We start from the raw sequence: 25143 nt of genomic DNA, 5'->3' as shown, positions 1-25143 counted from the left end.
CTCAAGCTTCGCGCGGAAGGGCGCTACTTGCGGACTCGCACGCCGACGCGAATCTCGTCGCTCTCGTAATCAGCATCGATCTGATTTGAGGCGTAGCTAAGGTGCTGGTAGCGCGTGAACAGCACCAGCTCCGGGCTCGCGTAATATTCGCCGCCGATGAAGGACGTGAGCGCGCTCTCCTCGATGGGCGATTTGCTGTAGTCGTAGTGCGTGTAGACGATGCCCGCCGAGGCGATCACGTAGCGGCGCAGCGCGTGGCGCGCTTCGAGGCCGATGGTGTGCGAGACCACTCCGCCCGAGTCCGTCGTTGTCGTGTCGTAAATATCGCTCTGGGCGGTGAGCAGGAACGACGTGATTTCGGTCGGTCGCCAGGCGAGATTTGCGTCGAACAGAAACGCGTTGACGGCCGAGAGACGGTTGTCGTCGGGTGTCTGGCGGCCATAGCCGATGCTGGCTTCACCACGCAGGATCGCGCCGGTTGCCCCGAAGTCGAGACCGACGCGCGTGCGCGTTCCAGTGGAATCGCGCGGAATTCCGTCGGCTGGTGGATCCTCCTTGTTGCGCTGGTTCAGCTCCTCTTCGGCGAACACGGAGAACGTCGGCTTGAATTGCCAGCTCGCGCGCACGGCCTGTTTGGTTTCAAGCGTGTCGCGATCAGCGTTGTCCTGGTTGTCAGTCTCCGAATACGTGGTGTCGCTCACCGATCCGCGGAGCTGGAGGGAGAGGCGGTTGAAACGATGGTTGAGCGCGAGCTGGGCTAGTTCGGTTTTCACATCCGCGCGTTCGCCGGCCTGGTTGGCGTCGATCGCCGAGCGGGATTCCTGGCTCACGTTGTGGCTTGCGATTGCCTGCAGGTTGGTACGCCGCGTGATGTCGAGCCGGCCGCGCGCTTCGATGCCCCAGGCGCGATCATCCTCGGATGGGAAGTCTTCGTAGAAGCTCGAAAGGCTGGTACCCCGAAGCTCGACCGCGTGCGTCGACCAGTTCGAGACGAGGCGCGACTTGGTCTGGATCTCGGCGGCGATGTCGGAGTGGGCGTCAGGTGAGCTCAACACGTTGTCGGTCCAGACGCCTGCGATTTCCGCTTCGGGAAAGAACACGAAGCTCCCGATGCGAATGCCGATCGGATCGTAGGGCTCGAAGCGTGCGAGACGCGCCGGGCGGCGATCGGTCTGGACCGGATCGACGTCCTCGATCTGGAACAGCAGCGGGTCGGGGCCGGCCGGTGGGTTTTCGAATACCGCAGCGTCTTCCGGCGGACGGGTGTCGCGGGTCGGATCAGCGCCGTCTTCGGGGGGCTGAGGTTCGGAGAGGTCGATCAGGCCGTCGGAGGTCGGCGCGCCATCGGCGGGGGCGGCGGGTTCGCCTTCAGCGCTGTTGTCGGATGGAGGGCGGGGGCTGTCGTCCTGGTCACCGAAGGAGTCAGCCGGCGCCGGGTTGCCCTCGGGATCGGCGGCGTCAGGATCGGAGTTGAAATCGCGCAGCCGCTGCGGCGGCGTTTCATAGTCGGCGGCGGGCTCATCGGCGATGGGGCGCGCGATCCGCGTGCGTTCCTGTGCATCGGCCGGGGGCGCATACGAAAACGCAGCCACGAGCGTTGCCGCTGCGAAGCCGAACAGGATCAAGCCAAGCCGCCAAACCACAGCCACGCGTGGCGCCCTCATGAGGAAAAGGACCGCATTCGACGCACACTGCTTAGGGCGACAGTAGGGAGCGGCAGTTAAGGAGGGCTTAAGGTTTGCGGGGCGTTCGCTAGGCCGGCTCGACTGTGAAGACGGTGCCGTTGGCGCCGGTGATGCGGACGCGCGTGCCCTTTTCGGCATCGGCGCCGGACGCAGCCCACAGGGTATCGCCGACGCGCACGCGTCCACGGCCGCCGCTGATGGCATCTTCGACAACGACGACCCGGCCGAAATACTGCGCGCTGCGCTGATTGAGGTCCTTGTCTTCGCTTTCAACGTCTTGCGCGTTGGCGAAGCGGCGAACCCAGAACACGGTTGCGACCGAGATGACGGCGAACAATACGAGCTGCCAGGGCAGGCTCAGGGCCTCGCCGAGGCCGGCTGCCGTGAGCAGGAAGAGAAGCACACCGACAACGACGGCGGAGAGGCCGAACCAAAGGAAATGCACGCCCGGGATCAGCGTTTCCAACGCCATCAGCAGAACGCCGGCGATGAACCAGTTCCAGGGGCCGAGGTCGGCGAAGAGGCTGATCAGGGCGGACATGGACGGGATCCCGAGGTTGAAGAGGGGCGCGGGGCCTTACGGTCCGGTCGCGCCCGTCGTGTTGCGATCGGAACCTAGGCTCCGATCGCGGCAATTGTAGCTCAGATTACGATTTGGACGAAGGAACACTGCCACGTGCGGGCGCGGCGGGCGGCGGCGTCTCCTTGGATCCGAAAGCTTCGCCGGTGATCTGTGCGAGGCCGGCAAGCGAGCCGATCACCGACGACGCCTCGAGCGGCATCAGGATCACCTTCTGGTTCGGTGCCGAGGCGAGCGCTTCGAGCGCCTTCACGTAGTTGTTGGCGACGAAGTAGTTGATGGCCTGGACGTTGCCGCCGGCAATGGCGTTGGAGACCAGCGTCGTCGCGGTCGCTTCGGCTTCGGCCGCACGCTCGCGCGCTTCGGCGTCCTTGAAGGCGGCTTCCCGCCGGCCCTCGGCTTCGAGCACCACGGCCTGCTTGGCGCCTTCGGCTTTCAGGATCGCGGCGGCGCGGAGGCCCTCGCTTTCGAGAATCTGCGCGCGCTTCTCGCGCTCGGCCTTCATCTGGCGGGCCATGCTGTCGATCAAATCGCGAGGCGGTGCGATGTCCTTGATCTCGATGCGGGTGACCTTGACGCCCCAGGATTCGGTGGCGGCATCCACGACATGGAGCAACTGGGCGTTGATCTTGTCGCGATTGGACAGGAGCTCGTCGAGGTCCATCGAGCCCATCACGGTTCGGATGTTGGTCATCGTCAGGTTGACGATCGCGTGTTCGAGGTTGTCGACCTCGTAGGCCGACTTGGCCGCGTTCAGCACCTGGAAGAAGGCGACGCCGTCGACGCGCACCATGGCGTTGTCGCGGGTGATGACGTCCTGGCTCGGGATGTCGATCACCTGCTCCTTAACGTTCACGTGGTGGCCGACGCGTTCGACGATCGGCACCAGGAAGTGCAGGCCCGGCATCAGGGTGCGCGTGAAGCGCCCGAAGCTCTCGACGGTGTAGTTGAAGCCCTGGGGCACGACCTTGACCGTCGACCACAGCACGGCCGCTGCCAGCACGATCAACAGGAGGCCAAAAACCTCAAATCCGCCGCCATACATCTCAAAAACCCTTTCGCGTCGATCAAACTAATTGTTCAGCCCTAGAGCGCATTCGCGCTCTAGCTTCTTGTTGGGTCGCATTTTCTTTCGACGAACCGGAGGCCATCCCGGATCGTGTCCGGGACAGGCTTCGTCGGAAAATGCTCTAGCGCCCACGTATTACCAATCTATGGGCGTTTGAGGGCGCCGTCAGCGAACAGGTAAATTGATCCTTACCCGGCGCAGTCGCGTAGGGAACAGACAGCGCTGAAGATGCCGTTCGATGTCGATTGAGGGAAATACAACCTTGGGCGCTCACGCCTTGGCGGGCTGGCGAGTAAGGAAAAGCCCGCGGGCGTCAGAGCCAGCCCGAAAGTTCGCGGCGCACGACGGCTTCGATCACGTCGACGCCTTCCTCGCTGTCGTTCAGGGCGGGCAAATAGGCGAACTTCTCGCCGCCTGCGCCTTCGAAGATGTGGCGGTTCTCGCCGTCCAGCTCCTCGAGCGTCTCCAGGCAATCGGCAGAGAAACCCGGAGCGACGAGCGCGAGCCGCTTGATGCCTTCATTGGCGAGGCGTTCGACGGTCTTGTCGGTGTAAGGCTGCAGCCAGGGATCGTTGCCGAAGCGCGACTGGAACGTGGTGAGCCAGCGCTCCTCGGGCCAGCCCAACGCCTCGCGCAACAGGCGTGACGTCTTCTGGCAGTGGCAGTGGTACGGATCGCCCTTCTCGAAATACTTCTCCGGCATGCCGTGGAAGGTCGCGATGATGCGTTCGGGCTCAAAGTCGAGCTTACCGAGGCTTGTCTTCATCGAGGCGGCGAGGCTCGCGATGTAGGCCGGATCGTCGTGATAGGAGGGGGCAACGCGGACGGCGGGCTGGCGGCGCAGTTTCATCAACGCGCGGAAGGCCTGGTCGGCTGCGGTTGCGGTGGTGGCGGCGGCGTACTGCGGATAGAGCGGCAACAGCAGGATGCGGTCGCAGCCTTGCGCGAGCAGCGCTTCGATCCGGCTTTCCGTTGTCGGGTTGGCGTAGCGCATGGCCCAGTCGACGACCACGTTGGGATGGGCTGCGAGACGCTTGGCGAGCTTTTCCGCTTGATTGCGCGAGATGGTCTTGAGTGGGCCCTCGTTCAGCTCGTTGTTCCAGATCGTTGCGTAATCGCGACCCTTGCGGCCGGGACGAACGGTCAGAATGATGAGGTTGAGGATCGGCCACCACTTCCAGCGCGGTTCCTCGATGACGCGTTCGTCGGACAGGAACTCCTTGAGGTAACGGCGCATGGACCAATAGTCCGTCCCGTCGGGCGTGCCGAGGTTCAGGAGCAGAACGCCGATACGTCCGTATCGAACCTTCGGATGCTTGTCCGGCAGGGGGCTTTGGTTCTCCCCGATCGAGTTTTCAATTTTGGGCGGCATTCCCGCTTTCGGCTCCCGCGTCAGATATTTCGGCCTCTCTTCTACGCGGTCCGGGGCGGAATGGATGATATTTTTTTGCCGCTCAGGCGCGAGCAGTGGGCGGGAAGCCGTTTTCCAGGCGGGGCGACGTTTGCTCGCTTTCGGGCTCGGTATCCCCGCGCCGGAGAGCGGTGGCCGCTTCCCAGAGGGCCAGGATCCAGCGACCGTGGGCCTTGGCCTTTTCCGCGTAGAGCAATTGCCCCCGCGGTGCTGCCGCGCGGCGGAGAGCGTGCTGACGCACGAGCACCATCTGCTCGATGACGCGAGCCTCCTCGTCGGACAACGTCCCGGCAGGCAGCATCGGAAGGCGGGCCTTCAGAATCGCGAGGTCATGGTCCTCGCCCAGGATCTGGGACAAGTCACGAGCGGCCTCAACGCGGGCTTCGAACACGGCGGGCCAGACCTTGGACAACAGCGACATATGCCGCCAATGAGCCTGCACACACTTGCGCCATTCGTGGAAAGCTTCATCGTTGTTCTCGGCGTAGGCCTGCGCAAACCATTTGAGGCCGCGGCGATAGCTGCGCGTCAGCCCTTTCGCCAAGGTTGCGAAATCGTCGGGCTCGATGGCGAGGCGGCGGAAGCGGCGGGCGGCGCGCTCGAGCGCGGTGTTGGCTTCGGCGATACCCTGGCCGCGTTCCTGAAGCGATCCATTTCCGTGCGCGATCACTGCCGTCCTGAGACGCGTGAGCGCGGCGCGTGCTTCGCCGTCGGCGTGCGCTTCCAGCAAGAGAATTGTCTGCAGGATGACGTGATCGTCGCGTGCAGGTGCCAAGCGGGCCGCAATGGTGCGGAAGCGCGCGTTCTCGGCACGGAACACGCGATCGCCGAGGCCTTCGCGTGCAAGCCTGAGCAGGGCGCGGATGCGCTTGATGCTTTTGCGCGCTTCGTGAATCTCGGTTTCCGGCGCGACGTTGGCGTCGAGCTGTTTCCTCGCCCGCTGGATCTGCTCGAGGCCGATGCGATGAAAGTTTTGCGCGATGGGTTCGTCGAGCTTGAAGCGGAAAGCCATGGAATTGCGCCGCGTTGTGAGCGTTTTATTTTCCTGGATAATAGCCTGTATCGGCAAGATATTTCCATCGCGTATAGGCAAAAATGGCTAACTGCCGACGCGGACGATGGAGAGGCAACCGGTTCCGGTTTGTGACAACGGAATTGGTTCTGTAGGCGGCATAATTTGCGACTGGAGGTCCGACTCGATGCGGTGCGAGAGGCAGGCCTGCGGCGTTTCGGCCGCCAAAGCCGCCGGGTTTTTTGCGGTCAGGCGGCCGCCGATCACGGTGGTTTCGCCGGCCCCGCGTTTGGCGGCGCGCCAGGCATCGAGCTCCGCCCATGCGGGGCACGGTTCGGGCGTGCCGGCGCCACACGATGGTGGAAGAGCAACGGAAGCGACCCAGAGCGCCCGGCCGCGATCGACGAGCCGAACGGCGGTCGCGGCCACCTGCGGCGCGGGCGGCGGATTGGCAACGGGGGCTTCCTCGGGCATCGGTTCGTTTGTGCGCAAGGCCAGCGCGCGGGCTGTCACGCGCAGGGAAGCGCGCACTTTTACAGCGATGGCGGTCGCAGCCGGGAGCTCGGCACTGACGGCATCGGCGTTTGCCGGGTCGGCTTCTCCCTCGGTGACGCTTTCGGAGGCGGCGATCCGGCGCGATACGATCAAACGCCAGGTGCGCGGTGGAAAGAGTTTGCGAAGGCTGGCTGGGGCCTTGACCCCCTGGATCAACACAGCGTCGCTATCGGCCAGCGCAGCGAGCAGGCCGTTGTCGGACACCTTCTTGGGTTCGGGCAGGGTCTGGCGCTCGGATCCGAACGTCGTGCGCCAGGCTGGGGCCGGCGGCTCGGGCGGGGCGGCGGGTGTCAAGTCGGGCGCTTCGGCGAGATCGAGGATCGCGACGGTCAATCCGAGTGGCGGACGGCTCGAAACTTCCGCTCCGGTCGCGGACAGGGACGCGACCCCGGCGAATACGGCGGCAAGGCCGATGCGTGCAGGGGCTCGTTCTCGGAGAAGACGATCGCGCAATTTTTTCTGAGGTTTGAGTGTGTGCCGCACGAGCACGGACGCCCCCTGTCGGAACAAACGGTCCTGGCGTAAGAGCGATGCTACATTTCGTCCGATTCCGAGGCTATCCTCGGGCGAGTCCGCCGAACTGGCAAGGTTTCCAACACCCATGCTTGCAATCCCCGAGAGAGAGCCATCCGCCAGCCGCTGGGCCAGCCGCGCGGCGCTGTTCTCGTTCGGCCTCATCCTGACCGCCGCGTTCCTGCATCGCGTCATCGGGATGCCGACGCCGATCGCGTTCAATCTGTTTGTCGTTGGGCTTGCGGTCGCCGTGCTCTCGATCGTGTGCGCGCTGGTGGCAGGGGCCGTGATCTGGCACACGGGACGGCCGGGGACGGCGCGCGTCATGTTCGCGGTGTGCCTCAGCGTGGTGATCCTTGCCGCGCCGCTCTTGTTCCTGGTCTGGCTCCGCGACTATCCCAAGGTCAGTGACGTCACCACCGACTTCAACAACCCGCCCGTATTCTCAGCGGTCGCCCGTCTGCGCGGGCCCGGTAGCAATTCACTCACCTATCCCCGCAAGTTTGCCGACGAGCAGGCACGCGCCTATCCCGACATCAAGCCGATGGTGATCTCGCGCTCGACCGAGGAGGTCTATGCGCTGGTGATCGATGCGGTGAAGCGGCTGCACATGGAAATCGAGCGCGAGGATGCGCCGGACGGCAGCGCTGGAACGCCCGGCATGATCGAAGCCGTCGACCGCACGCTGATCATGGGTTTCTACGACGACGTGGCGATCCGTGTCGGCGAAGAGGGAGACGTTTCGCGGATCGATATCCGTTCGGCCTCGCGGTTCGGCCGCGGCGACATGGGGCGCAACGCGGAGCGGGTGCGCGAGCTGATGAAGGAAATTCAGGCGCGTCTCGATTCCACGGTTCCGACCGCCCAGGATGCGCGCCAGGCCGGTAAGCGCGCTAAGCAGGAGAAAGCGGACGGTCCCAAGTCGGAGAACCGTCGCAGGTCACGAGACCGCGGGCAATGAGATGCTCGACGTGGGCTTGCACGGACAGTGCGGCGGCTCGCGTCAGCTTCTGGTCGATCGTCGGATAGATCACAGGCACGATCGATTGAATGGTGCCGACGCCGCCGCGAATGGCTTCGAGGATCGACTGTTCGCGCCAGCGCCGATGCAGCAGATAGGCTTTGACGGAGCGCTGGGGCTCGTCGAGGCGTCCGCCGTGGCCGGGGAGATAGAGGCTCTCGGGCCGTTCCAGCAAAATCTGCAGCGAGGAGACGTAGTCGGCCATCGAGCCTTCCGGCGGGGCAACGAGCGTCGTGTTCCAGGCCATCACGTGATCGCCCGAAAACAGGATGTTGCGGCCAAGCAAGGCGAAGCAGAGATGATCGGGCGCGTGGCCGGGCGTGTGAATGGCTTCGAAGCGCCAATCCTTTTCCGCGATGACGTCGCCGTGGGCGATCTTCACGTCGGGGGTGAAAACGTAGTCGATGAACTCGGAGCCTTGCGGATTGACGGAGGGACCTTCGGCTGGAATCTCGTCGCGTCCGAAGCCCATGATCGGCGCGCCGGTTTCTTCCTTGAGGGCGTTGGCGCCATCCACGTGATCGCGGTGAGCATGCGTGATCAGGATCTGGCGGATAGGTCGTCCGCCTGCCGCATTCAAAATTGCGGAGAGGTGGTCGGGATCGAGCGGCCCGGGATCGATCACGGCAAGCTCGGTCATGCCGACGAGGTAGGTGTTGGTTCCCTTGAAGGTTAACGGGCTCGGATTGTTGGCGACGATGCGCACGATGCCGGGGCTTACCGGAGCCGGTTGGTCGTACTCGAACACCATGGACGTCTTGAACTGCAACTCGTGGGACATCGGAACCCGGGCTTTGCTTCGGGCGGGAGGTTAGTCGATCCCGGAAGCGGTGCCTAGGCGGCGCCCGGTCGCTTGTTCGGCGTCTGGAAATAGGGCCGGTCAGGCTGCGTCGGACCTAATGTTTGCGGGCCTGCGAAGGCGGAACGCGATGTAGAGTGCCGCGCCTGCAAAAATCGCGACGACGATTTCTGCGGCTACCGGCCCAGATCGTACGAGGGCGACGGCTCCTGCTGCGTTGGCGAGGGCATGTGCGGCAATGGCGGCCGCGAGCCAAGTCCAGCTGCGGCGGACAACGGCCTGCAGAACGAAGACCGCCATCGCGATGTGAAAGCCGATGGCGAATGCACGCTCGAGGGCGCCGATCAGCGGCATGTACGCCGGCAGTGCCCAATAGCGTTCGGTCTGTTCGGCGAGCTGCGCGTGGGTAGCCGGGTCGACACCTTGCGTGGCTTCCGGCGTTCCAAGAGCGAGCATCCCGAAGAATTCGACGCCCATCAGTCCGCCGAGGATGACCGCTTCCATCGCGCCATGGCCGGCGCCGAAGGTGACCGCCGCATTCCACGAGCGTGCTTCGGGGATCGCGTAGCGATAGGCGCCGTAGCGTGCGCCTTCCTCGAAGAGCCCGGCGGTGAGCGACAACACGGCAATGTTGAAGACAAGGAGATAGGCAGCCGGTGGCGCCGGCAGTGCGCCAGTCTCGAACAGCGAGGTCAGGCCCTGCAGCAGCGGAAAGCGAAGCGCTTGAGCGACGAGGAACGTGCCGGCACCGCACAGTGCAAGGCTCAGCGGCATCGAGAGACGGCGCGTGAGCCACCACACCAAGACGATCGGAAATACGATCATTGATACGGCGGCGAGTGGAATCGTTGCGGCGATCATGAGGGCCAGGCAGCGTCCTTTTCCGGACAGGCCCATGCCGCGGTTCGCTTCGTTGCGAGCGCGGCTTGGGCTGTGAGTTCGGGGAATATTCCGAACTCACACCTTAGCGTGGGAGACTGCTCGCGCAACTCTCGCTGCCGCTTCTACGCGTTTCCGCTTGCGGCCTTTGTTCTAGAGATTGAGCTGATAGGTGTGCGCGAGCCAGCCGTAGGCGCCGGGCCCTTTGCGCTCGATGTAGCCGACCGACGGGAACGGCATGTGATAGCCGATCACCGGAATGCGGTCGGTGGCGAGCATGTCGAAAACGCGCTTGCGGGTGGTGGCCGCTTGCTCCTTGTCGGCGTCGAACACGCAGTGCCAGTCGGGGCGCATGAGCGAGGCAACCTGATGGTGGGCGCAGTCGCCCCAGAAGTAGATCGCCTGACCTTCGCTCTCGATGTGGAAATTCAAGTGCCCGGGCGTGTGTCCGAAAGCTTCGAGCGCGCGGATGCCGGGCACGACCTCGTCGCCCGGTTTCAAGAAGGTGAACTTGTCGGCGAGCGCCTTGGTGTTGGCGCGGAAGACTGCGGCGAACTTTTCGATATCGCCTGTGTGCTTTCCTTCCGGTGCCCAGAAATCGTATTCGACCTGTCCGATCACGTAGCGGGCGTTCGGGAAGAGGGGCTTTCCGGCTTCGATCATCCCACCGACATGATCGGGGTGGCCGTGGCTCAGCACGACGACGTCGATGTCCTCGGGCTTGATGCCGGCGGGCGCGAGACCTGCCGCCAGCCATCCGCCGTTCGGGCGCGGCACGAAGCCGTTCTCGCCGTTACCGGTGTCAAACAGCACCAGCTCTCGGCCGGTATTGATGACGGTTGGCGAAAAGCCCGGCTGGTACTTTGCTTCCGGCAGGAGATTGTCGCGCATCAGCTTGCGGACGTCGGCCTCCTCGGCATTCTTGCCGATGATCGGGTAGGGGCCATCGATGAACACTTCGGAATCGGCGATTACCGTCATCTCGAAGCCGCCCACTTTATAGCGCCAATGGCGGGGCTGCCAGGCGCCGAGCTTCGCTTCTGCGGCGCGGGCTGGCGTGGCGAGGCCGGCGCCGACAAGGAGGGGCGCGGCCGTCAGTGCTGCCGCGGAGGCCAGCATCCTGCGGCGGTCGATCGCGAAATCTCTGTTGGACATTGAGGTCGTCTCCTCGAATTGCTATGCGCGTTTGAGGAGACGCTAGCTTTCACGGGAGCACCGCGCTTGTACGAACGTGCTACAGCCGCTTCCGGCCCTGTTCTGCCGATCTGGCATCTCGATGCGGGGCGTGGGCTTTTTGTCGGGCCGCTGACCTACAACGCTCCGCATGCGCACAGCGTGCCGGTTTATCTGGCCGGGGTTTACGACTCATTCCGGATCCGCATCGCGGGTGGTGCGTGGCACTGGTGCCGGAGCGCCGTTCTGCCCGCGGGCGTCTGCTACGAGCTCGATATCGGTGGAAGTCCGCTCGCCGTCCTTTATCTCGAACCTTCCGAAGCGGGAGTGGGCGCGCTTCTGCCGTTGGTTCGCGACGGACACGAGGAGGCCGGTGTGCTGGTGGGGCAGGCGGGCGAGATCGCGCTGATCCGCGAGCTCTATGAAGCGCGCGATGGCGCGGGTCATGTCGGCACCGCGCTCGATAGTCTGCTCGGCTATGGCAAGAGGCGCGCGCGGCGCGTGCTCGATCCCAGGATCTCACTTGCGGTGGCGAGCCTTTCGGCGAATGCGTCGGACGGAGTTCCGGCGGCGGAAGCAGCCCGCAAGGTGGGGCTTTCGTCGTCACGGTTTCAGCATCTCTTCGCCGAGGAGATCGGCGTTCCATTTCGCCGTTTCCGAATCTGGCAGCGATTGCGTGCAGCGATCGGCGAGGTGGCAGCGGGAAGCACGTTCACCGCTGCAGCGCATGCGGCCGGCTTTTCGGACCAGGCTCACTTCGCGCGCGAATTCCGACGCACGTTTGGCGCTCCCGCCTCTCCGAGCCTGCGCAATGTGCGCCGTGTCACACGGACGCCTTCGAAGCAGGTGTAAGCGAGTGAAATGGGGCGCTTTGGGCGCGATCGGGGGCTGGTGGAGCCGGCTCGAGGTGATCGCGCCATTTGTCTTGTGATCTCGGGAGGAAAGTTCTTATCTTTTCCAGAGAGCAGCGACAGGGTTCCGGTCGCGCGGCGCTCGCCCCCGAAGGCAGGAGGACGTGATGAGCTGGCAGCCTTGCGAGGATCCCAAGCCGGGTGATGCGATGTCCTGCGATGCGATCGAGCACATTATCGTGCCGCGGGTTCGAGATCTCGGCGGGTTCGAGGTCAGGCGTGCGCTTCCGGCAGCCGCCAAGCAGATGGTGGGGCCGTTCATTTTCTTCGATCAGATGGGGCCGGCAGAGTTTCTGATCGGCACCGGCATCGACGTGCGCCCGCATCCGCATATCGGTCTCGCGACCGTCACTTATCTCTTCGACGGCGAGATCATGCATCGCGATAGCCTCGGAACGGAGCTGGCCATCCGGCCGGGCGAACTCAACTTGATGTCGGCGGGGAGCGGGATCGTGCATTCGGAGCGAACCAGCCCGGAAGAGCGCGCGAAGGGTCCGCGGCTGTTCGGCATCCAGGCCTGGGCGGCGCTGCCGAAATCGCACGAGGAGACCGCGCCAACGTTCGCCCACTACGAGGCGGCATCGCTGCCGCGCATCACGGGTGAAGGCAAGACGGTGCGACTGATCATGGGCAGCCTCTACGGGGCACGGTCGCCGGCAGAATTTCCGCACGACTGCTTTTATGCCGAAGCCGTGCTGGCGCCGGGCGCCATACTACCGCTCGACCCCGACTACGACGAGCGGGCGATCTATGTGGCGGCCGGGGAGGTCGACATCGCGGGCCAAACGTTCGGGGCCGGGCGGCTGCTCGTGTTCCGGCCCGGGGACCGAATTTCGATCCTGGCCACCGCCATGTCCCGCGTTATGCTCATCGGAGGCGAGCCAATGGACGGTCCTCGCCACATCTGGTGGAATTTCGTTTCGTCTTCCAAGGACCGGATCGATGCGGCCAAGGCGGATTGGAAAGCGCGGCGTTTTGCGCCCGTTCCCAGCGACGGGGAAGAGTTTATCGCGCTGCCGGAGTAGTTTGTTCCCGGTTGTCTCACGCCGTGGGTCAAAAGATGCCAGTATGCGGGACGCGCGATCGGCGCTACCAATATAGTGACAGCCCCAAGCTCATATTTAAGAATACAGCCCCCAAGCCGGAGAAACTTCATGTCACAGAATCCCTTCGAAATCCCTCAGCAGATGCGTGACCTGGCTGAGAAGAACGTCGATCAGGCCCGCGCGGCCTATGGGCAGTTCATGGATGCGATGACGCAGGCGATGGGTTTCTGGACCAAGTCGCTGCCAGCCAACGAAGCTTCGGCCGGATTCCGCGCGGTGCAGGATCGTGCAACGAAGTTCGCCAAGCAGAACGCGGAGGCCGCATTCGCGCTCGCGAGCGACCTCGCCAGCGCAAAGGACGTTCAAGAGGTATTGGCCCATCAGAGCCGTTTCGCGCAGGCGCAGATGCAGGCCTACGCGCTCCAGGCGCAGGAAATTGGCCGGTTGGTTGCCGAAGCCATGCAGGGGCTGCAAAAGAGGTAAACACCTCTCACGCGGAATTCGGGCCGGGCGGCTTTGGCTGCCCGGCTTTTTTTGTCCGGGCTGCCCGGGTTTGCGAGCCGGATCGGCTTACGAAATCGGCTTGCGCCGGAGCAGCGAGGTGGGCTGCTGCTGCTGGCCGCCTTGCTTCAGGGCGGTCACCACCTGCGCGCGTTTCGGCGCAACCTTGACGGCTGGGCCGGTGAATCTGACGCCGATCTCCTCGCCCTTGCGCCAAGCCAACGTGCAGGGGACTTCGAGGCCATCCGTGTCGATCGCGAGGTCGAATGTTTCGGGCATCGCGACGTCCTTTGAAACCCTGAGGCGCGCGCCGGTGTCGGAGATGTCGCGAAGCGTGGCCGACAGCGTCGAGGTGCGGCCATTGAAGATGATCAATGCGCCCTTGAGCGTCCGTTTTCTTGCTGCACGCCGTTTTTCGGGATCGTCCATCATTTGCCCGATAGAGGACTGCTTGCGTCGATTATAGCATCAATACGTTTACGGCAGATCCGCAAATGTCGTGAACCTGCGATGCAAAACCGCGCAGAAATGGCTAGGGGGAGCTGAATTATGCCGCAGGCTACCAAGGCTGGATGACGTCGGATCGTCTGCAAAAAATGCGGTGCTGCCGTGTGGAGTTGCCCAGACTATCCAAGCCCGATCGGGGGCGGCGGATATAGCTTGCTCGCCCAGTTGGAGCGACCTACGTTGCGGCGGCTGGGGCGTTCCCGCGTGTATCCAAGGGGCATTTACGATGGACTGGCAGTATCTTCCGCGCGACGTCTCCAGGTGGGTCCGGCGCGCGACAGGGACCTTTGGAAAGGTAAGTGGCCGCCTGGACCGCAAGAGACCGGAAAAGCCCCTCGCACTCCGGAGCGAGCACGTCGCATCCGCCAAGGTGTTCGCGTCGCGCTACGACTACATCGCGACCCTGCCGAAGGGCGGCATCTGCACGGAAGTGGGCGTCCAGAACGGGAAGTTCTCGGCGTTCCTCTTGGAGACGGTCAAGCCGGAGAAGATCCATCTCATCGATTTGACCTTCGCCAAGCTGCGCAACCCGGCCGTGCGCGAGAACCCTGCCGTGGTGCTGCACGAGGGCGATTCCGCGGAGACCCTCAAAAGCTTCCCGGACGGCCATTTCGACTGGATCTACATCGATGCCGGCCATCTCTATGAAAACGTCCGGGCGGACGCGAGCGCGGCGGCTCGCAAGGTCAAGCCGGGCGGGCTCATCATCTTCAACGACTACATCATCTGGTCGCACCACGAGGGCTTCGCCTACGGCGTGGTTCAGACCGTGAACGAGATGTGCGTCAACGAAGGGTGGGAGATCGTCGCGTACTGTCTGCACGAGAACCTGTACTGCGACGTTGCGCTGAGAAAGCGGACGTAAGCGAGGGCGCGCGTATTGCGGGTGGTCGGCGCGGAAACGGCCGGCTTCGTCGCGTGGAATGCAAAGCCTAAGTCATTGAAAGTTTGGCTGGGACGGGAGGGTTCGAACCTCCGAATGGCGGAATCAAAATCCGCTGCCTTACCACTTGGCTACGTCCCAATGAGGCGACCCTGTACACTGCTCCGAGGGTGCTCGCAAGGTGCTGGTACGGTTCACACAAGGGACTGCGCCCGGCTGAATGGCGCGCGATTGCGCCGGCCTCGGCGCTCGGGCCGGATGGTCGGCGAAATGGACGGCTTCGCCTCTATCCGTCGGCGGAATTGTGATCTTCCGACTTCCTGCTCCCAAAGCATGCGCTCTACCGCATTGCCTCCTCAGCTTTCCGGTATCTCAAAGGAGTTGCCGGCTAGGTGCGAGATGAGCTTGCCCTGGCCCGGACCTGTCGCTATAAAGCCGCCTCGCGCTTCGGTTTTCCCTGTGGGTGCCGCGGCGCGGTCTCATGCCTCGTCTAGAGCGTGATCGTTTTTGGTTGTTTCAATCAAAAACATAAAACACGATCTACATCATGAGTTTAGGCCATATGGAGCCCGTCGAGCCGGATCGGTTTGGCGTGGTTTTAGGCCTTGGACACGAAGGTCGGGCGGAGCGTAGCGCAGCCTGGTAGCGCACTTGCTTCGGGAGCAAGGGGTCGGGAGTTCGAATCTCCCCGCTCCGACCAGTGTCTTCAATGGGTCAGCCGGTTTTGGCTTCGCCATTCTGCATTTCGGCGTTGCCGGCAAATGCGTTCGGCAGTCGATCACCATTAGGTTCTCGTGCCATAGCGCACGCTTCGGGGAAGCAAGCGAGACACAGCGGGAGTCCGGAGTTTCGCGGTGCTGACAGCTGCCGCCTCACTGATCGCGTAGGAACTCCGACATCTAGCGCTTCATTCTCTCGGTCAGATACCAACGCATGAGGAGGGCGATCTCACTTCCGTTGGAGCCGGGTGCGATCGTGATCCATATGGCGGAACGCTACCCTCGCCTGCTTTCGCCTTGCTGCGAACTTATGTCCGACCACTGACGTGCCGAGTCATTGAATATTTGCCCCGACGCGCATGTCCCGGTGCGGCTCAAGGATGGACGGAAGTGTATGCTAACTGACGAAGAAGCGCACGCCCTCATCGCCAATGCTCATCGCGAGTGGAGCAACGGAAATCTCGATGGAATGCTTGATCAGTTCGCCGATTCTATCGAGTTCTGGTGCAATGCCGGAAATCTCGATGGCGGACCAATTGAGTTCAAGGGAAAAGGTGCTTTTCGCCAGAGTCTAGAAGCAGTGCTGCGTACGACACGTTCCCAATCACAACTGATTTCTTTCAGGTTTGATGGAAAGCTCGCGCATGCGAGAGCCAGCATACAAATGCAAAGCCTCACAAGCGGCGCCACTCTCGAGGCGAGCTACCGGCAAATCATCTCATATGGACGCACTCGAATATCTCGGATCGAGGAGTATCACGACGCGGCGCGGCTTAACGCGTTCTGGAAACTCCATGCTGAGGGGGCTGCAGCAAACATGGCGCTATGGAACGTCAGTCCAGAGCCTGGAGCGTTGAAATAAAGCCCATTCGCCACCCTCGGTGTGAGCTCGATCGGTTATGCGATCTCTCTGATGTGGTTCGAAGCGATCCCGCTTAGCGCTTGCTGCCAAGCTGTGCGCCGGCCTGCTGTGGCTTGGCGGATCGTTTCCAGGACGGCCGCGCGGCCTCTTTGGACACGCGCTTTTTCTGCGGACGGGCGCGGGCGAGATCGGCAACGCTGTGCTCGTTCAGGATCTCGATGAATTTCCGGTTTGCGTCATCCATGAGCACCGTCAGGTCATAGGCGCCTTTTGTGCCTGCTCTAGGACTTCTCGACTCTTCGATGGCGGTCACGACGTCGCCGACGCGGATCTCTTGTGGCGGGCGCGCCAGTTTGAGGCCGCCGGTGCGCCCTCGCAGGCCAACCAGGAAACCGGCCTGGACGAGCTGATGGGCAATCTTGCGCTGATAGGGATGTGGGATCTCCAGCTCTTCGGCGATGCTGTGATTGGTGGCTGTCCAATCGGGGCAGCTGCTGACGTAGGTCAGGATATTGATCGCAACAAACGTTCGAGAGACGACGAGCATCTGATACCTGTCCCGGGCTATACGCCTCAAAATAACGGCGCGGCGATTTTTTCGTCGCCGCGCCGCGTGATCTAGAACTTGCTGGTCAGAGTGAAGTACGCGGCTCTGGGTGAGCCGGGCGTGATGTTGTTGTCGCTGTGCGCGGTCGAGTAGTAGTCGATATCGAAAACGTTCTCGACGTTGAGCTGGGCCTTGAAGTTTTCGTTGATGTCCCAGAACAGCGCGGCGTCGACGCGTGCGAAGCCGGGGAGTGTGACGGCATTGGTTGCCGTGGACGAAAACATGTCGCTGCGCGAGATTACACCGAGGCCTGCACCCCAGTTCGGCAGGAATTGATACTTGTTCCAGAGCGAGAACGTGTGGCGAGGAACCAGCGCGATCTCGTTTCCGGTGGTCGATGGGGTGGTCAGTGTCCCTTGGACCACTTCGGCTTCCTGGTAGCCGTAGCCGGCGACAACTTCCCACTTGTCGGTCAGGTATCCCGTGAGTGCAAGTTCGCCGCCTTCTGACCGGCTTTTGCCGATGATCTCATTAACGCCGGGTGCGATCGCGACGCTCTGGTTTTTGCGGTCGAGTTGGAAGATTGCACCGGTGAGCAGCAAGCGAGGTGCGACTTCCCACTTGAAGCCGATTTCCTTGTTCTCAAATTCCTCAGGCGCGAAGTTCTTGGTGGTTGCCGTCAGACTCCCGAACTGCTCGCCCGATTGCGGCAGGAACGACTTCGAGTAGCTGGCATAGAGTGACACGGCCTCGATCGGCTTGAACACAATACCAACACGTGGCGACCAGACCTCATCGACGCGATCAAATCCGTCGCCGGTCGTCTGGTTGGTGTAGTCCATGTCGAAACGATCGAAGCGGATACCGCCAATCACGTCGAAATACCTGGTGATTTCGATCTGATCCTGAACGTATACGCCAGCGACGTTGAGTTCGGAGTGCTGGCGGGGGCCTGGATCGAGTGACCAATCGGGTCCGGCGCTTGTTGTCGGGTTATCGAACGGGACGTTTCGCTCCGAGTTGGGGAAGCTCGGTGCGCCATAGTTGCCTGACGCCGGATGCCGCTGGTTGTCGGAGGTTTGAGAGCCGACCTCGACACCCGCCAGGAGGGTGTGGCGAATGGCGCTGCCCATATCGATTTTCGTGGTGACGTCGGTTTGATTGAACACGCTCTCGCGTTCGGTGAGCTGGTTATACGCTCCCAGCTGGATGAAGCTCGATGTCGGATAGCCACCCCCGATCGACGTCGGCTGGTTCAGAGCGCTGTTGGCGAAGACGTTCTGATAGAATTTGTCGTAGTGGCCATACTGGGTATGGTTCTTGATCTGGATGCCGTTATCGAATTTGTGCTCCACGATCGCGGTCGCGACGTGGGAGTTGAAGTACATGTAGCTTTCGTCGGGGTTGCCGAAGAACGTCGATTCATTGGTCTTGGCGGGCTTGCCGGTCAGAAAATTCGACGGAATTCCGCGATCAACCGTGCGGTCCTCGCTGAAGTATTCGTAGGCGAGGCGAACCTTGGTGTTGTCGGCGGGCTTGAATGTGACCGTTGGATTGATGCCGTAGCGTTCCAGATCGACGAAGTCGCGGTAGCTTCCGGAATCCTCGTACATGCCGTTGATGCGTACGGCGAAGTCGTTCGTCACCGCCTGCCCAGCATCGACTTCGACGCGCTTGGTGTCGAACGAGCCGTAAGTCGTGGTCGCTTCGTAAATGCGCTCGCCGTCGGCTTTCTTGGTCACGCGGTTGATGACGCCGCCGCCGCCGCCGCGGCCGAAGATCATGGCGTTCGGACCCTTCAGCACTTCGACGCGATCGATATTGTACAGGTCGCGGAAATACTGGACGTCGTCGCGGACGCCGTCGACGAAAAAGTCCGCAGTCGTGCTGACGCCGCGGATGGTCGGTGCGTCTCGGTGGCCTTCGCCCTGTCCCATCACGATACCGGGCACGTAAGTCAGAGCCTTGTTCAGGTCGCGTGAGCCCTGGTCCTTGGCCTGCTCCTTGGTCACGACGGTGATGGATTGGGGGATGTCGATCAGCGGGGTATTGGTTTTCGTGGCAGTCGAAGATTTTGTCGCGAGATAGCCGTCGACGCCACCGTTCGAGCTAAGGGCGCCATTCTGGTCTTCTTTCGCTGCGGTCTCGGCGGGCGCAGGTGCGGCCGCGGGAGCCTGCGGCACCGGTGATGTCGGGGCCTTTTTCTTCGCGACGGTGGTTTTCTTCTTTGCCTGGGCTGTCACCTCGATAGGCGGCAACTCCTTGGGCTGCTCCTGTGCCAGTACGCTCGATGCAACGCTGAAACTTCCGGAAACGACTGTCGTTATTGCGATGGCGGCCGCCCTGCGGCCTTTGATGCGACGCATAAAAAATCCCCCAAACCTGAATGGCGCGGACGATGCCGCGGAACTCAGCGTCCCGCGGCATCGACGATCGACAAGCTTGCTGGCTGAGGCCGTCTCGGCTTACTGGCTTGCGCACTTGCTTGGGGGGCAGCTTGATTTGCGTACTGTAGTAGTAAATAAAGCCAGGCGGCTTTTGCCGCATTGCACGAAGGCTGAGGCCTATTCGACACAGTTTGTTACATACGTCGTTCAAACACTTCGGCGGGTCGGTGATTGCGGCTCATTGCGGTGTCTTGCCGACCGACCGGCGCAAATGGTTCAGCCGCTCGAGGGTTTGAATGGCGCGCGGCCGATCGAGTGACGCCAGTGTCAGCATGATCGCTTCGAGGCACACGAACGTTGCGCCGTGAAGCGAGACGAGCCCGGTGTGTCCGCGCGGGACCGTTACAACGGCGGAAGCGTATCTGGTGAGGCCGGTTCCAGGCGTGTCGGTCACCAGCACGATGGGTTTGCCGAGCGCACGGGCTTCATCGATGAAAGTGGTCGCTTCCTTGTAGGGGCGGCCATAGGCGAGCATCACCAACGCGTCGCGATCGGTCAGATCGAGGATCTGATCGGGAAAGGGCGCGCCGCTGCCATCGTACGCACGTGCAGGACGGCCGCTGCGCGACACCAACAGTGCGAAATAGTTTGCAAGATAAGACGATGGCCCGAGGCCGAACACGCCGATCTTGCGTGCCGGTGCCAGGACGTCGACAGCATGCAGCAGCTGCAGGCGCGTTTCCGGCGAGGTCAGGGTCTCGAAAGCTTCGCGATGGTCTTGGAAGACGCGGTCGAGGGCGGCATCCCGCTCGTCGCCGATCCGGGAGAAGGTCCGTGCCATGTTGTCGGCGGCGGACTGCCCCTGTCCAAACGAGATAGCGAGTTCCTGCTTGAGGTCCTTCAAGCCTTCGAACCCCAGCGCCTGGACGGCGCGGATCACGGTGGCATCGGACGTTCCGATTATGGCGGCGAGCTCGACGGCCGACTTCGTCAGCGCCTCGATCCGATTTGCTTCCAGAAAATTAGCGACGCGCGCGAGCGTCGGGGTCAGGCTGTCTCGTCGGGTGCGAATGCGTTCGCCGAGCCGGTCGCCCGGCTTCTTGCTGGTGCCAAGATCCGCCATGCCGAATGTTCCCGACCGCGCTACTACAATGTAGTGAGCACTGTAGTGGGCGCTACTACAAAAAGGCAAGCGCGGCGTTGGGCCTCGCAAAGGCGATCGCGAGATTTAAATGCAACCTGAGATTTACGGGTTTGGCGGGCTGTGCGGCTGATCGCGCGCAAGCTAACTTACGGATTGTGCTCCGGATATTGTGGATCGATCAGGCCGATGATCTCCATTTCGGTCACAAGCATCAAAAACCGGCTGCGCGTGAGGGGTCCCAGCTCGGACCACGGGCGATAGTGATCGAGCCCGTAAAGGGTGCGCATGTCCTCATAGACCTGCTCGGCAAGCTCTTTGCGCGGGACAGTATTCATAGGGTCATCCGGCTCAGTGTCTCTGCAACCGTCGGCACCAGGTGCGCGGAACGGATTTGGCGAAAGTCCAATGCTATAGGGGCGCCGCCCATGGGGCGCTTTGACCGTGAGCAAACGTTGCCGAGAGGCGGGAGCGAGGGCCCGGTGCGCGGCCTACCAAACGCCGCGTGTGAGGCCAGTCGCGAGGTAGCCCCAGAGCGTTGGCGGAAACCATTTTTGGGATGGAAGATCGATCGTTCTCGGGGCGAGGCGGTCGGCGAGGGCGTCTTCAATGGCGCGCGCGAAGAGAGGCAGCGCGGCGGCGGCCTGGACGTACTGATAGGTGGCGATGGTGTCGCTTGGAGCGAAGCGCACGGACGCCTGATAGAGCACCGCGCCGGTGTCCACGCCTTCATCTACGAGATGGATAGTGACGCCGGCATTCTCGGCATCGCCGGTCGCGAGCGCCCAATAGGCTGGATCTTGGCCGCGGTACTTGGGCGTGATGCCGGCGTGATAGTTGATGAACGGCGCGGCGACGGCTGCGAGTGTTTCGCGTTTCAGGAGGCGCGTTCCGTAAACCGCGACAACGGCCGGTGCGAGCTTCGCCAGATGCGCGCGGCAGAGATCGGAGTTGACCGATGGAACGGCCAGCACCGTGACGAGCGGATCGGGGCTGGTATCGAGAGCGTGCTCCTCAAGCACGCGGTCGAGCCGCTGCCTGCGGCGGGGATCGAGACGTAGCGCAAAACCTAGTGCGACCTGGCCGGCGGCGTGGATCGGGCCCAGCAGGCGCATCCGGCGACGGATGACAGCCGACCTGCTTTCAGGTTCCTCGGCGATGACCGTCAGTGGCCCGAGCCTCGCGGTGAGGCCATTGACGACAATACGGCTCAGGGAGCCTTGTGCCGTGAGCACCACGATGCCATGGCGGGCCTCGCTCGTTGCATTTTGGACGGGCTCGGGGCTCGTGTCCACGTTTGTCCCCACCGCGCTTTCAGATCGAAGCCGATTTTCCGATCGAGACAGTGTGGATGAGCGCGCCTAACTTTCCGTGTATTGAGCTTCGGGCGGGCTGCTTGCCGGATCGGCGCGACGGGGGATCAAAGGAGCCACGATGACCACAGTACTCATTCACGGCGTGCCGGACACGGCGCGCGTGTGGTCGCGTCTTACGCCGTTGCTGCCGGAACGTGAGGCGGTCTCGCTGTCGCTGCCCGGCTTCGGGTGCGCGGTGCCTCCCGGCTTTCAGGGCACGAAGGAAGAGTATGCCGATTGGCTGATCGCGGCGCTCGAAGCGATCCCGGCCCCGCGCGATGTGATCGCACACGACTGGGGCTCGATCCTGATGCTGCGGGTGCTGTCGCTCCGCCCGGATCTGATCCGCAGCTGGGTCGGAGGTGGCGCGCCCTATTCGGCCGACTACACATGGCACCCAACGGCGCGCCTCTGGCAGACGCCCGGCGCGGGAGAGAAGGCAATGGATCGGCTCACGCCCGAACTCGCGGTCGAGATGCTGAAGCGGGCCGGCGTGCCGGAGATCGAGGCGCAGGCTGCCGCGCAGGATATCGACGCGCGCATGAAAGCCTCCATCCTGGCGCTCTATCGGTCGGGGCGGGACGTGTTCTGCGAATGGGCGCCGGATCTTTCCGGGCGCGACGTTCACGACGTACCGGGGCTGGCGCTGTGGGGGGAGAGCGACGCCTACGCAGGCCCGGCTTATGCCGACAGAATTGCGGAGGCGACGGGAGCTCAGGTGGTCCGGCTCGATTGCGGACACTGGTGGCAGGTCGAACGGCCCAAGGAAGCGGCCGACGCCATCGTCCGGTTCTGGTCAGCCGTGGGCGTTTGACAGATTACGGCGACGATTTTGGGCGGCGTGCTCCGGTGACGGCGGCCTTCAGCGTTTCGGGAACCGGCTCGTCCAGGATATCGTTAAAGGCCGTCGCGAGTATCGCGCGTGTCGCGCGGAAGATCTCGTACTGGCGGCGGAGGGCTTCGTCGTTGCGGACCGCTTCCTGCACGCTTGCTGCATGGGAGGCGTCCAGTTCGCCATCGGCATAGGCCATGATCAACTCGTCAGGTATCGCCGCGATCATCTTTCCTTCCGTCCGGACCCGAAACAGGCCGGCCGGCTCCCTCGTCGCGGGGCTCCAAGCCCCGCCGCTCTCTCCAATCCATAACGAAGCAGACATGACACCTCCGTCGGTCGGAAAGCCTTAGGTGACAGATTTAAAGACCGCCGGTTGAACGCAGCATGAATGGATTTCGTTGCATGGGAAGCGCCGGTGTTTTGCTGCCTATTCAGTGTGCGCCTGCCGTCCGGCCTCGTTTTAGGGGGGAAAGTATGCGAGGCTCGCGGCCTCTCTCGTTGGTTGGAGGACCGTGCGATGGGCAAAAAAGCGAGCAAGTCCGACAAGCTGGGTAAACGCGAACAGCTCAATCTCATCCTTGCCGAGATTGCGAAACTCAAGGGCGAGATCAAATCCCTCGGCAAGCAGCAGGCCGCATTGGCCACGCAGATAGGCGCGCTTTCGCCGGCGAGCAAAGCCCGTGCGCGGCCGAAACGGAGCGCTGCCAAGGTGGCGCCGAAGGCAAAGGGCCGCGCGCAAAAGGCCAGCGCGGCGCCGAAGCGCCCCGTTCTCGTGGCGCCGGCCGAGGCGCCAGTGTCAGCGCCTCGAACCGCTACGCAATGATTGTCTGATTGAACGTCGAGAGGGTGCCGCCACCTCGTGGCGTTTTCAGGCGGCGACGCCGCGGCGCTTGGCGGTGAAAACGCGGCGCCATGTCATGAACGGGCGGATCTCTGTCACTTGGCCGTCGGCGAGACGTGCGAGAGGCCAGGTGCCGTGCTCGTTGGCGATGATCGCTGCGCTTACCCAGCGCTCCATAACGTCCTCACCCGCGCCGGACGGTCGCCAGACGCGGTATTTGATCTCGAGAATGTCGCCGGTATCGAGACCGTCGAAGTTCGCTGACATGCTGTCGCTCCTCATTTTGCGAATCCGTCAGTGAGGGCGAACATAGTCGCTGTTCGTCTCAGTTTTTTGGCGACTTCCGGGCGAGAGAAGGGGCATGCTGTGACCGCTTCTTGAGCACGGTTTCCAATATTGCGGATGTGTGACAGGCGTGCGCGGCGAAATGGCGCCGCGCGCCGGAAACGTCTTTCGTTGACGGGGGTTAATGCTGCGCGGATAGATAAATCCGTCCTTTGCTTGTCACTCGACGCTTTGGGCAAACTTCTCCCACGGACTTGGAAGGGGACGCTTACGGAGCGTCCCCTTTTTTTTATCCGCGCCGCGGGTGCTCCGCCGCGATCGTCCGTCATCGAACCGTCACGGCGGCGTCATCGGCTTGTCACTTGAATCCCCACAATCGCCGAGACGCCAAATCAAGGGGAGCGCGCAAGCCCGTGATCGAATGGACCGCCCTGGTGTTCGCAGCGGTGGCAACGCTGGTGCATATCGTTTCGGCGCTGATGTCGTTTCGGCGCGTGCGGCGCGCCAGCTCCGCTCCCGCTCCTCTTAGCGCGCATCCCCCGGTCACGATCCTTCGGCCGGTTTGCGGTCTCGATCCGTTCGATGAATTGACGCTTCGCACGACCTTCGAACTCGCGCACCCGCACGTGGAGCTTTTGTTCTGCTCGGCCCGTGAACGCGATGCAGCGGTTCCGCTGGTTCGCAAGCTCATCGCCGAGTATCCGCACATCGATGCGCGGCTTCTGATCGGCGACGACAAGAGCACGCCCAATCCGAAGCTCAACAACATCATCAAGGGCTGGTCGCAAGCCAAGCACGGCTGGGTCGTCATCGCCGACAGCAACGTGCTGATGCCGCGCGACTACGTGAGCCGGCTTTTCAGTGCGATGCGGCGCGATACCGGCCTCGTCTGCTCGCCGCCGATCGGCAGTCGGCCGTCCGGCTTCTGGGCCGAGGTCGAGTGCGCGTTCCTCAACACCTACCAGGCGCGCTGGCAACTGGCCGCGGATACGATCGGGTTCGGGTTCGCGCAGGGCAAGTCGATGCTGTGGCGGAAGGATCTTCTCGACGGCGCTGGCGGTATTCGGGCGCTTGGCGTCGAGATCGCCGAGGACGCCGCGGCGACCAAGGTGGTGCGCGCGGAAGGTCTTCGCGTGCGTCTCGTCGATGCGCCGTTCGAGCAGCCGCTCGGGACGCGGAGCCGGCCGCAAATTCTCGATCGGCAGATCCGTTGGGCGCGGCTGCGGCGGGCGACGTTCCCGCTGTGCTATGCGCCGGAGCTGTTGTCGGGCAGCGTGGCGCCGCTGGTGGCTGCCGCGGTTGGGGCGCCGGTCCTGGATCTCGACGGTTTGTCTGCGGCGGCGCTGCTGGCGGTGGTCTGGTTCGGCACGGAGGCGTTGCTGGCTCGCGGGGCGGGCTGGCATTGCAGCCCGATTTCGCCCGTCGCGTGGCTGGTGCGGGATCTCGCGCTGCCGTTCGTCTGGCTCAAGGGCTGGACCGGCGACGGCTTCACCTGGCGCGGTAACGACATGACGGTCGCGGAGCCGGCAACTGGTCAGGGTCGGGCTTAGGCTGTGCGCTTGCGCCGTTTCTGTGTCATCCCGGAAAGGCGAAGCCTTTTCCGGGATCCAGCGCATGCTGCGCGCC

The 25143-nt window shown here is 63.0% G+C and carries 26 protein-coding genes, 2 tRNA genes and 1 pseudogene; 11 read left to right on the top strand and 18 right to left on the bottom strand.

The window, feature by feature from the left end; all coding sequences use genetic code 11:
• Positions 1 to 23: 23 nt before the first annotated feature.
• The 6 genes from RCO24_RS17100 to RCO24_RS17075 form a co-directional block, all read right to left on the bottom strand.
• Positions 24 to 1649: an outer membrane beta-barrel protein gene (locus tag RCO24_RS17100; protein WP_308963826.1), complete on the bottom strand. Its 1626-nt coding sequence runs from the start codon at positions 1647 to 1649 to the stop codon at positions 24 to 26.
• A 103-nt stretch (positions 1650 to 1752) separates the two neighbouring features.
• Entirely contained in the window at positions 1753 to 2226 is a 474-nt protein-coding gene (locus tag RCO24_RS17095) for an NfeD family protein (RefSeq protein ID WP_308963825.1), read from the bottom strand.
• 106 nt (positions 2227 to 2332) lie between these two features.
• Positions 2333 to 3310, bottom strand: coding sequence for an SPFH domain-containing protein (locus RCO24_RS17090; protein WP_308963824.1), 978 nt, complete (start codon positions 3308 to 3310; stop codon positions 2333 to 2335).
• A 337-nt stretch (positions 3311 to 3647) separates the two neighbouring features.
• Entirely contained in the window at positions 3648 to 4706 is a 1059-nt protein-coding gene (hemH, locus tag RCO24_RS17085) for a ferrochelatase (protein ID WP_308963823.1), read from the bottom strand.
• Between the two features lie 82 nt (positions 4707 to 4788).
• Positions 4789 to 5757, bottom strand: a complete 969-nt coding sequence (locus RCO24_RS17080) for a CHAD domain-containing protein (protein WP_308963822.1) — start codon at positions 5755 to 5757, stop codon at positions 4789 to 4791.
• Between the two features lie 87 nt (positions 5758 to 5844).
• Positions 5845 to 6801, bottom strand: a complete 957-nt coding sequence (locus tag RCO24_RS17075; protein ID WP_308963821.1) for a hypothetical protein — start codon at positions 6799 to 6801, stop codon at positions 5845 to 5847.
• A gap of 112 nt (positions 6802 to 6913) precedes the next feature.
• Between RCO24_RS17075 and RCO24_RS17070 the strand changes: the two genes are divergently transcribed.
• Positions 6914 to 7786 carry a DUF1499 domain-containing protein gene (locus RCO24_RS17070; protein WP_308963819.1) on the top strand — a complete coding sequence of 291 codons (873 nt, stop codon included), beginning with the start codon at positions 6914 to 6916 and terminating at the stop codon, positions 7784 to 7786.
• On the opposite strand, the gene RCO24_RS17065 is transcribed toward RCO24_RS17070, so the two are convergent.
• The 3 genes from RCO24_RS17065 to RCO24_RS17055 form a co-directional block, all read right to left on the bottom strand.
• Positions 7719 to 8627 (bottom strand): MBL fold metallo-hydrolase, encoded by a 909-nt coding sequence (locus RCO24_RS17065; protein ID WP_308963818.1) that lies wholly within the window; start codon positions 8625 to 8627, stop codon positions 7719 to 7721. The genes RCO24_RS17070 and RCO24_RS17065 overlap by 68 nt on opposite strands.
• 99 nt (positions 8628 to 8726) lie before the next feature.
• Positions 8727 to 9506 (bottom strand): YhfC family glutamic-type intramembrane protease, encoded by a 780-nt coding sequence (locus tag RCO24_RS17060; RefSeq protein ID WP_308963817.1) that lies wholly within the window; start codon positions 9504 to 9506, stop codon positions 8727 to 8729.
• A 171-nt stretch (positions 9507 to 9677) separates the two neighbouring features.
• The gene (locus tag RCO24_RS17055; RefSeq protein WP_308963816.1) at positions 9678 to 10679 is read right to left on the bottom strand and encodes an MBL fold metallo-hydrolase; all 1002 of its coding nucleotides are present in this window, start codon (positions 10677 to 10679) and stop codon (positions 9678 to 9680) included.
• 66 nt (positions 10680 to 10745) lie between these two features.
• Between RCO24_RS17055 and RCO24_RS17050 the strand changes: the two genes are divergently transcribed.
• The 3 genes from RCO24_RS17050 (at position 10746) to RCO24_RS17040 (ending at position 13137) form a co-directional block, all read left to right on the top strand.
• Entirely contained in the window at positions 10746 to 11549 is an 804-nt protein-coding gene (locus RCO24_RS17050) for an AraC family transcriptional regulator (protein ID WP_308963814.1), read from the top strand.
• 166 nt (positions 11550 to 11715) lie between these two features.
• Positions 11716 to 12633: a pirin family protein gene (locus tag RCO24_RS17045; protein WP_308963813.1), complete on the top strand. Its 918-nt coding sequence runs from the start codon at positions 11716 to 11718 to the stop codon at positions 12631 to 12633.
• A 129-nt stretch (positions 12634 to 12762) separates the two neighbouring features.
• Entirely contained in the window at positions 12763 to 13137 is a 375-nt protein-coding gene (locus RCO24_RS17040; RefSeq protein ID WP_308963811.1) for a phasin family protein, read from the top strand.
• Between the two features lie 87 nt (positions 13138 to 13224).
• Here the strand turns inward: RCO24_RS17040 and RCO24_RS17035 are convergent, their stop codons facing one another.
• Positions 13225 to 13584, bottom strand: coding sequence for a PilZ domain-containing protein (locus RCO24_RS17035; RefSeq protein WP_308963809.1), 360 nt, complete (start codon positions 13582 to 13584; stop codon positions 13225 to 13227).
• Positions 13585 to 13888: 304 nt separating this feature from the next.
• Between RCO24_RS17035 and RCO24_RS17030 the strand changes: the two genes are divergently transcribed.
• A complete protein-coding gene (locus RCO24_RS17030; protein ID WP_308963807.1) occupies positions 13889 to 14527 on the top strand; it encodes a class I SAM-dependent methyltransferase in 639 nt (212 codons plus the stop codon).
• Between the two features lie 84 nt (positions 14528 to 14611).
• Here RCO24_RS17030 and RCO24_RS17025 read toward each other — a convergent pair.
• Positions 14612 to 14686: transfer RNA gene (locus RCO24_RS17025), tRNA-Gln, on the bottom strand.
• Between the two features lie 482 nt (positions 14687 to 15168).
• Here RCO24_RS17025 and RCO24_RS17020 point away from each other — a divergent pair.
• From RCO24_RS17020 to RCO24_RS17015, 3 genes and pseudogenes are all read left to right on the top strand, one after another.
• Positions 15169 to 15245: transfer RNA gene (locus RCO24_RS17020), tRNA-Pro, on the top strand.
• A gap of 187 nt (positions 15246 to 15432) precedes the next feature.
• Positions 15433 to 15556: pseudogene (locus RCO24_RS19285) on the top strand (glutathione S-transferase family protein); the annotation flags it as partial.
• A gap of 102 nt (positions 15557 to 15658) precedes the next feature.
• Positions 15659 to 16126, top strand: coding sequence for a hypothetical protein (locus RCO24_RS17015; protein ID WP_308963805.1), 468 nt, complete (start codon positions 15659 to 15661; stop codon positions 16124 to 16126).
• Positions 16127 to 16199: 73 nt separating this feature from the next.
• Here the strand turns inward: RCO24_RS17015 and RCO24_RS17010 are convergent, their stop codons facing one another.
• The 5 genes from RCO24_RS17010 to RCO24_RS16990 all read right to left on the bottom strand — a co-directional run bounded on the left by RCO24_RS17010 (position 16200) and on the right by RCO24_RS16990 (position 21496).
• A complete protein-coding gene (locus RCO24_RS17010) occupies positions 16200 to 16673 on the bottom strand; it encodes an Rrf2 family transcriptional regulator (RefSeq protein WP_308963803.1) in 474 nt (157 codons plus the stop codon).
• Between the two features lie 71 nt (positions 16674 to 16744).
• Positions 16745 to 19039, bottom strand: coding sequence for a TonB-dependent siderophore receptor (locus tag RCO24_RS17005; RefSeq protein ID WP_308963802.1), 2295 nt, complete (start codon positions 19037 to 19039; stop codon positions 16745 to 16747).
• A 259-nt stretch (positions 19040 to 19298) separates the two neighbouring features.
• Positions 19299 to 20183, bottom strand: coding sequence for a MurR/RpiR family transcriptional regulator (locus RCO24_RS17000; protein WP_308963800.1), 885 nt, complete (start codon positions 20181 to 20183; stop codon positions 19299 to 19301).
• Positions 20184 to 20350: 167 nt separating this feature from the next.
• The gene (locus RCO24_RS16995; protein WP_308963798.1) at positions 20351 to 20539 is read right to left on the bottom strand and encodes a hypothetical protein; all 189 of its coding nucleotides are present in this window, start codon (positions 20537 to 20539) and stop codon (positions 20351 to 20353) included.
• A gap of 153 nt (positions 20540 to 20692) precedes the next feature.
• Positions 20693 to 21496 carry a formyl transferase gene (locus RCO24_RS16990; protein WP_308963797.1) on the bottom strand — a complete coding sequence of 268 codons (804 nt, stop codon included), beginning with the start codon at positions 21494 to 21496 and terminating at the stop codon, positions 20693 to 20695.
• A 139-nt stretch (positions 21497 to 21635) separates the two neighbouring features.
• Here RCO24_RS16990 and RCO24_RS16985 point away from each other — a divergent pair, with 139 nt between their 5' ends.
• Positions 21636 to 22370, top strand: a complete 735-nt coding sequence (locus RCO24_RS16985; protein ID WP_308963795.1) for an alpha/beta hydrolase — start codon at positions 21636 to 21638, stop codon at positions 22368 to 22370.
• Positions 22371 to 22374: 4 nt separating this feature from the next.
• On the opposite strand, the gene RCO24_RS16980 is transcribed toward RCO24_RS16985, so the two are convergent.
• Positions 22375 to 22713, bottom strand: coding sequence for a hypothetical protein (locus RCO24_RS16980; RefSeq protein ID WP_308963793.1), 339 nt, complete (start codon positions 22711 to 22713; stop codon positions 22375 to 22377).
• Positions 22714 to 22908: 195 nt separating this feature from the next.
• Between RCO24_RS16980 and RCO24_RS16975 the strand changes: the two genes are divergently transcribed.
• Entirely contained in the window at positions 22909 to 23214 is a 306-nt protein-coding gene (locus RCO24_RS16975) for a hypothetical protein (RefSeq protein WP_308963791.1), read from the top strand.
• 45 nt (positions 23215 to 23259) lie between these two features.
• On the opposite strand, the gene RCO24_RS16970 is transcribed toward RCO24_RS16975, so the two are convergent.
• On the bottom strand, positions 23260 to 23499 hold the full coding sequence (locus RCO24_RS16970; RefSeq protein WP_308963790.1) for a hypothetical protein: 240 nt from the start codon (positions 23497 to 23499) through the stop codon (positions 23260 to 23262).
• Positions 23500 to 23930: 431 nt separating this feature from the next.
• On the opposite strand from RCO24_RS16970, the gene RCO24_RS16965 reads away from it, so the two are divergent.
• Positions 23931 to 25067, top strand: coding sequence for a ceramide glucosyltransferase (locus RCO24_RS16965; RefSeq protein ID WP_308963788.1), 1137 nt, complete (start codon positions 23931 to 23933; stop codon positions 25065 to 25067).
• Positions 25068 to 25143: the final 76 nt, after the last annotated feature.

It is taken from the genome of Hyphomicrobium sp. LHD-15 (genome assembly GCF_031157355.1).
In the GTDB taxonomy this organism is placed as follows: Bacteria; Pseudomonadota; Alphaproteobacteria; order Rhizobiales; family Hyphomicrobiaceae; genus Hyphomicrobium_C.
The sequence above is the reverse complement of the archived record's forward strand: the minus strand, read 5'-3'. Positions and strand labels throughout refer to the sequence as shown.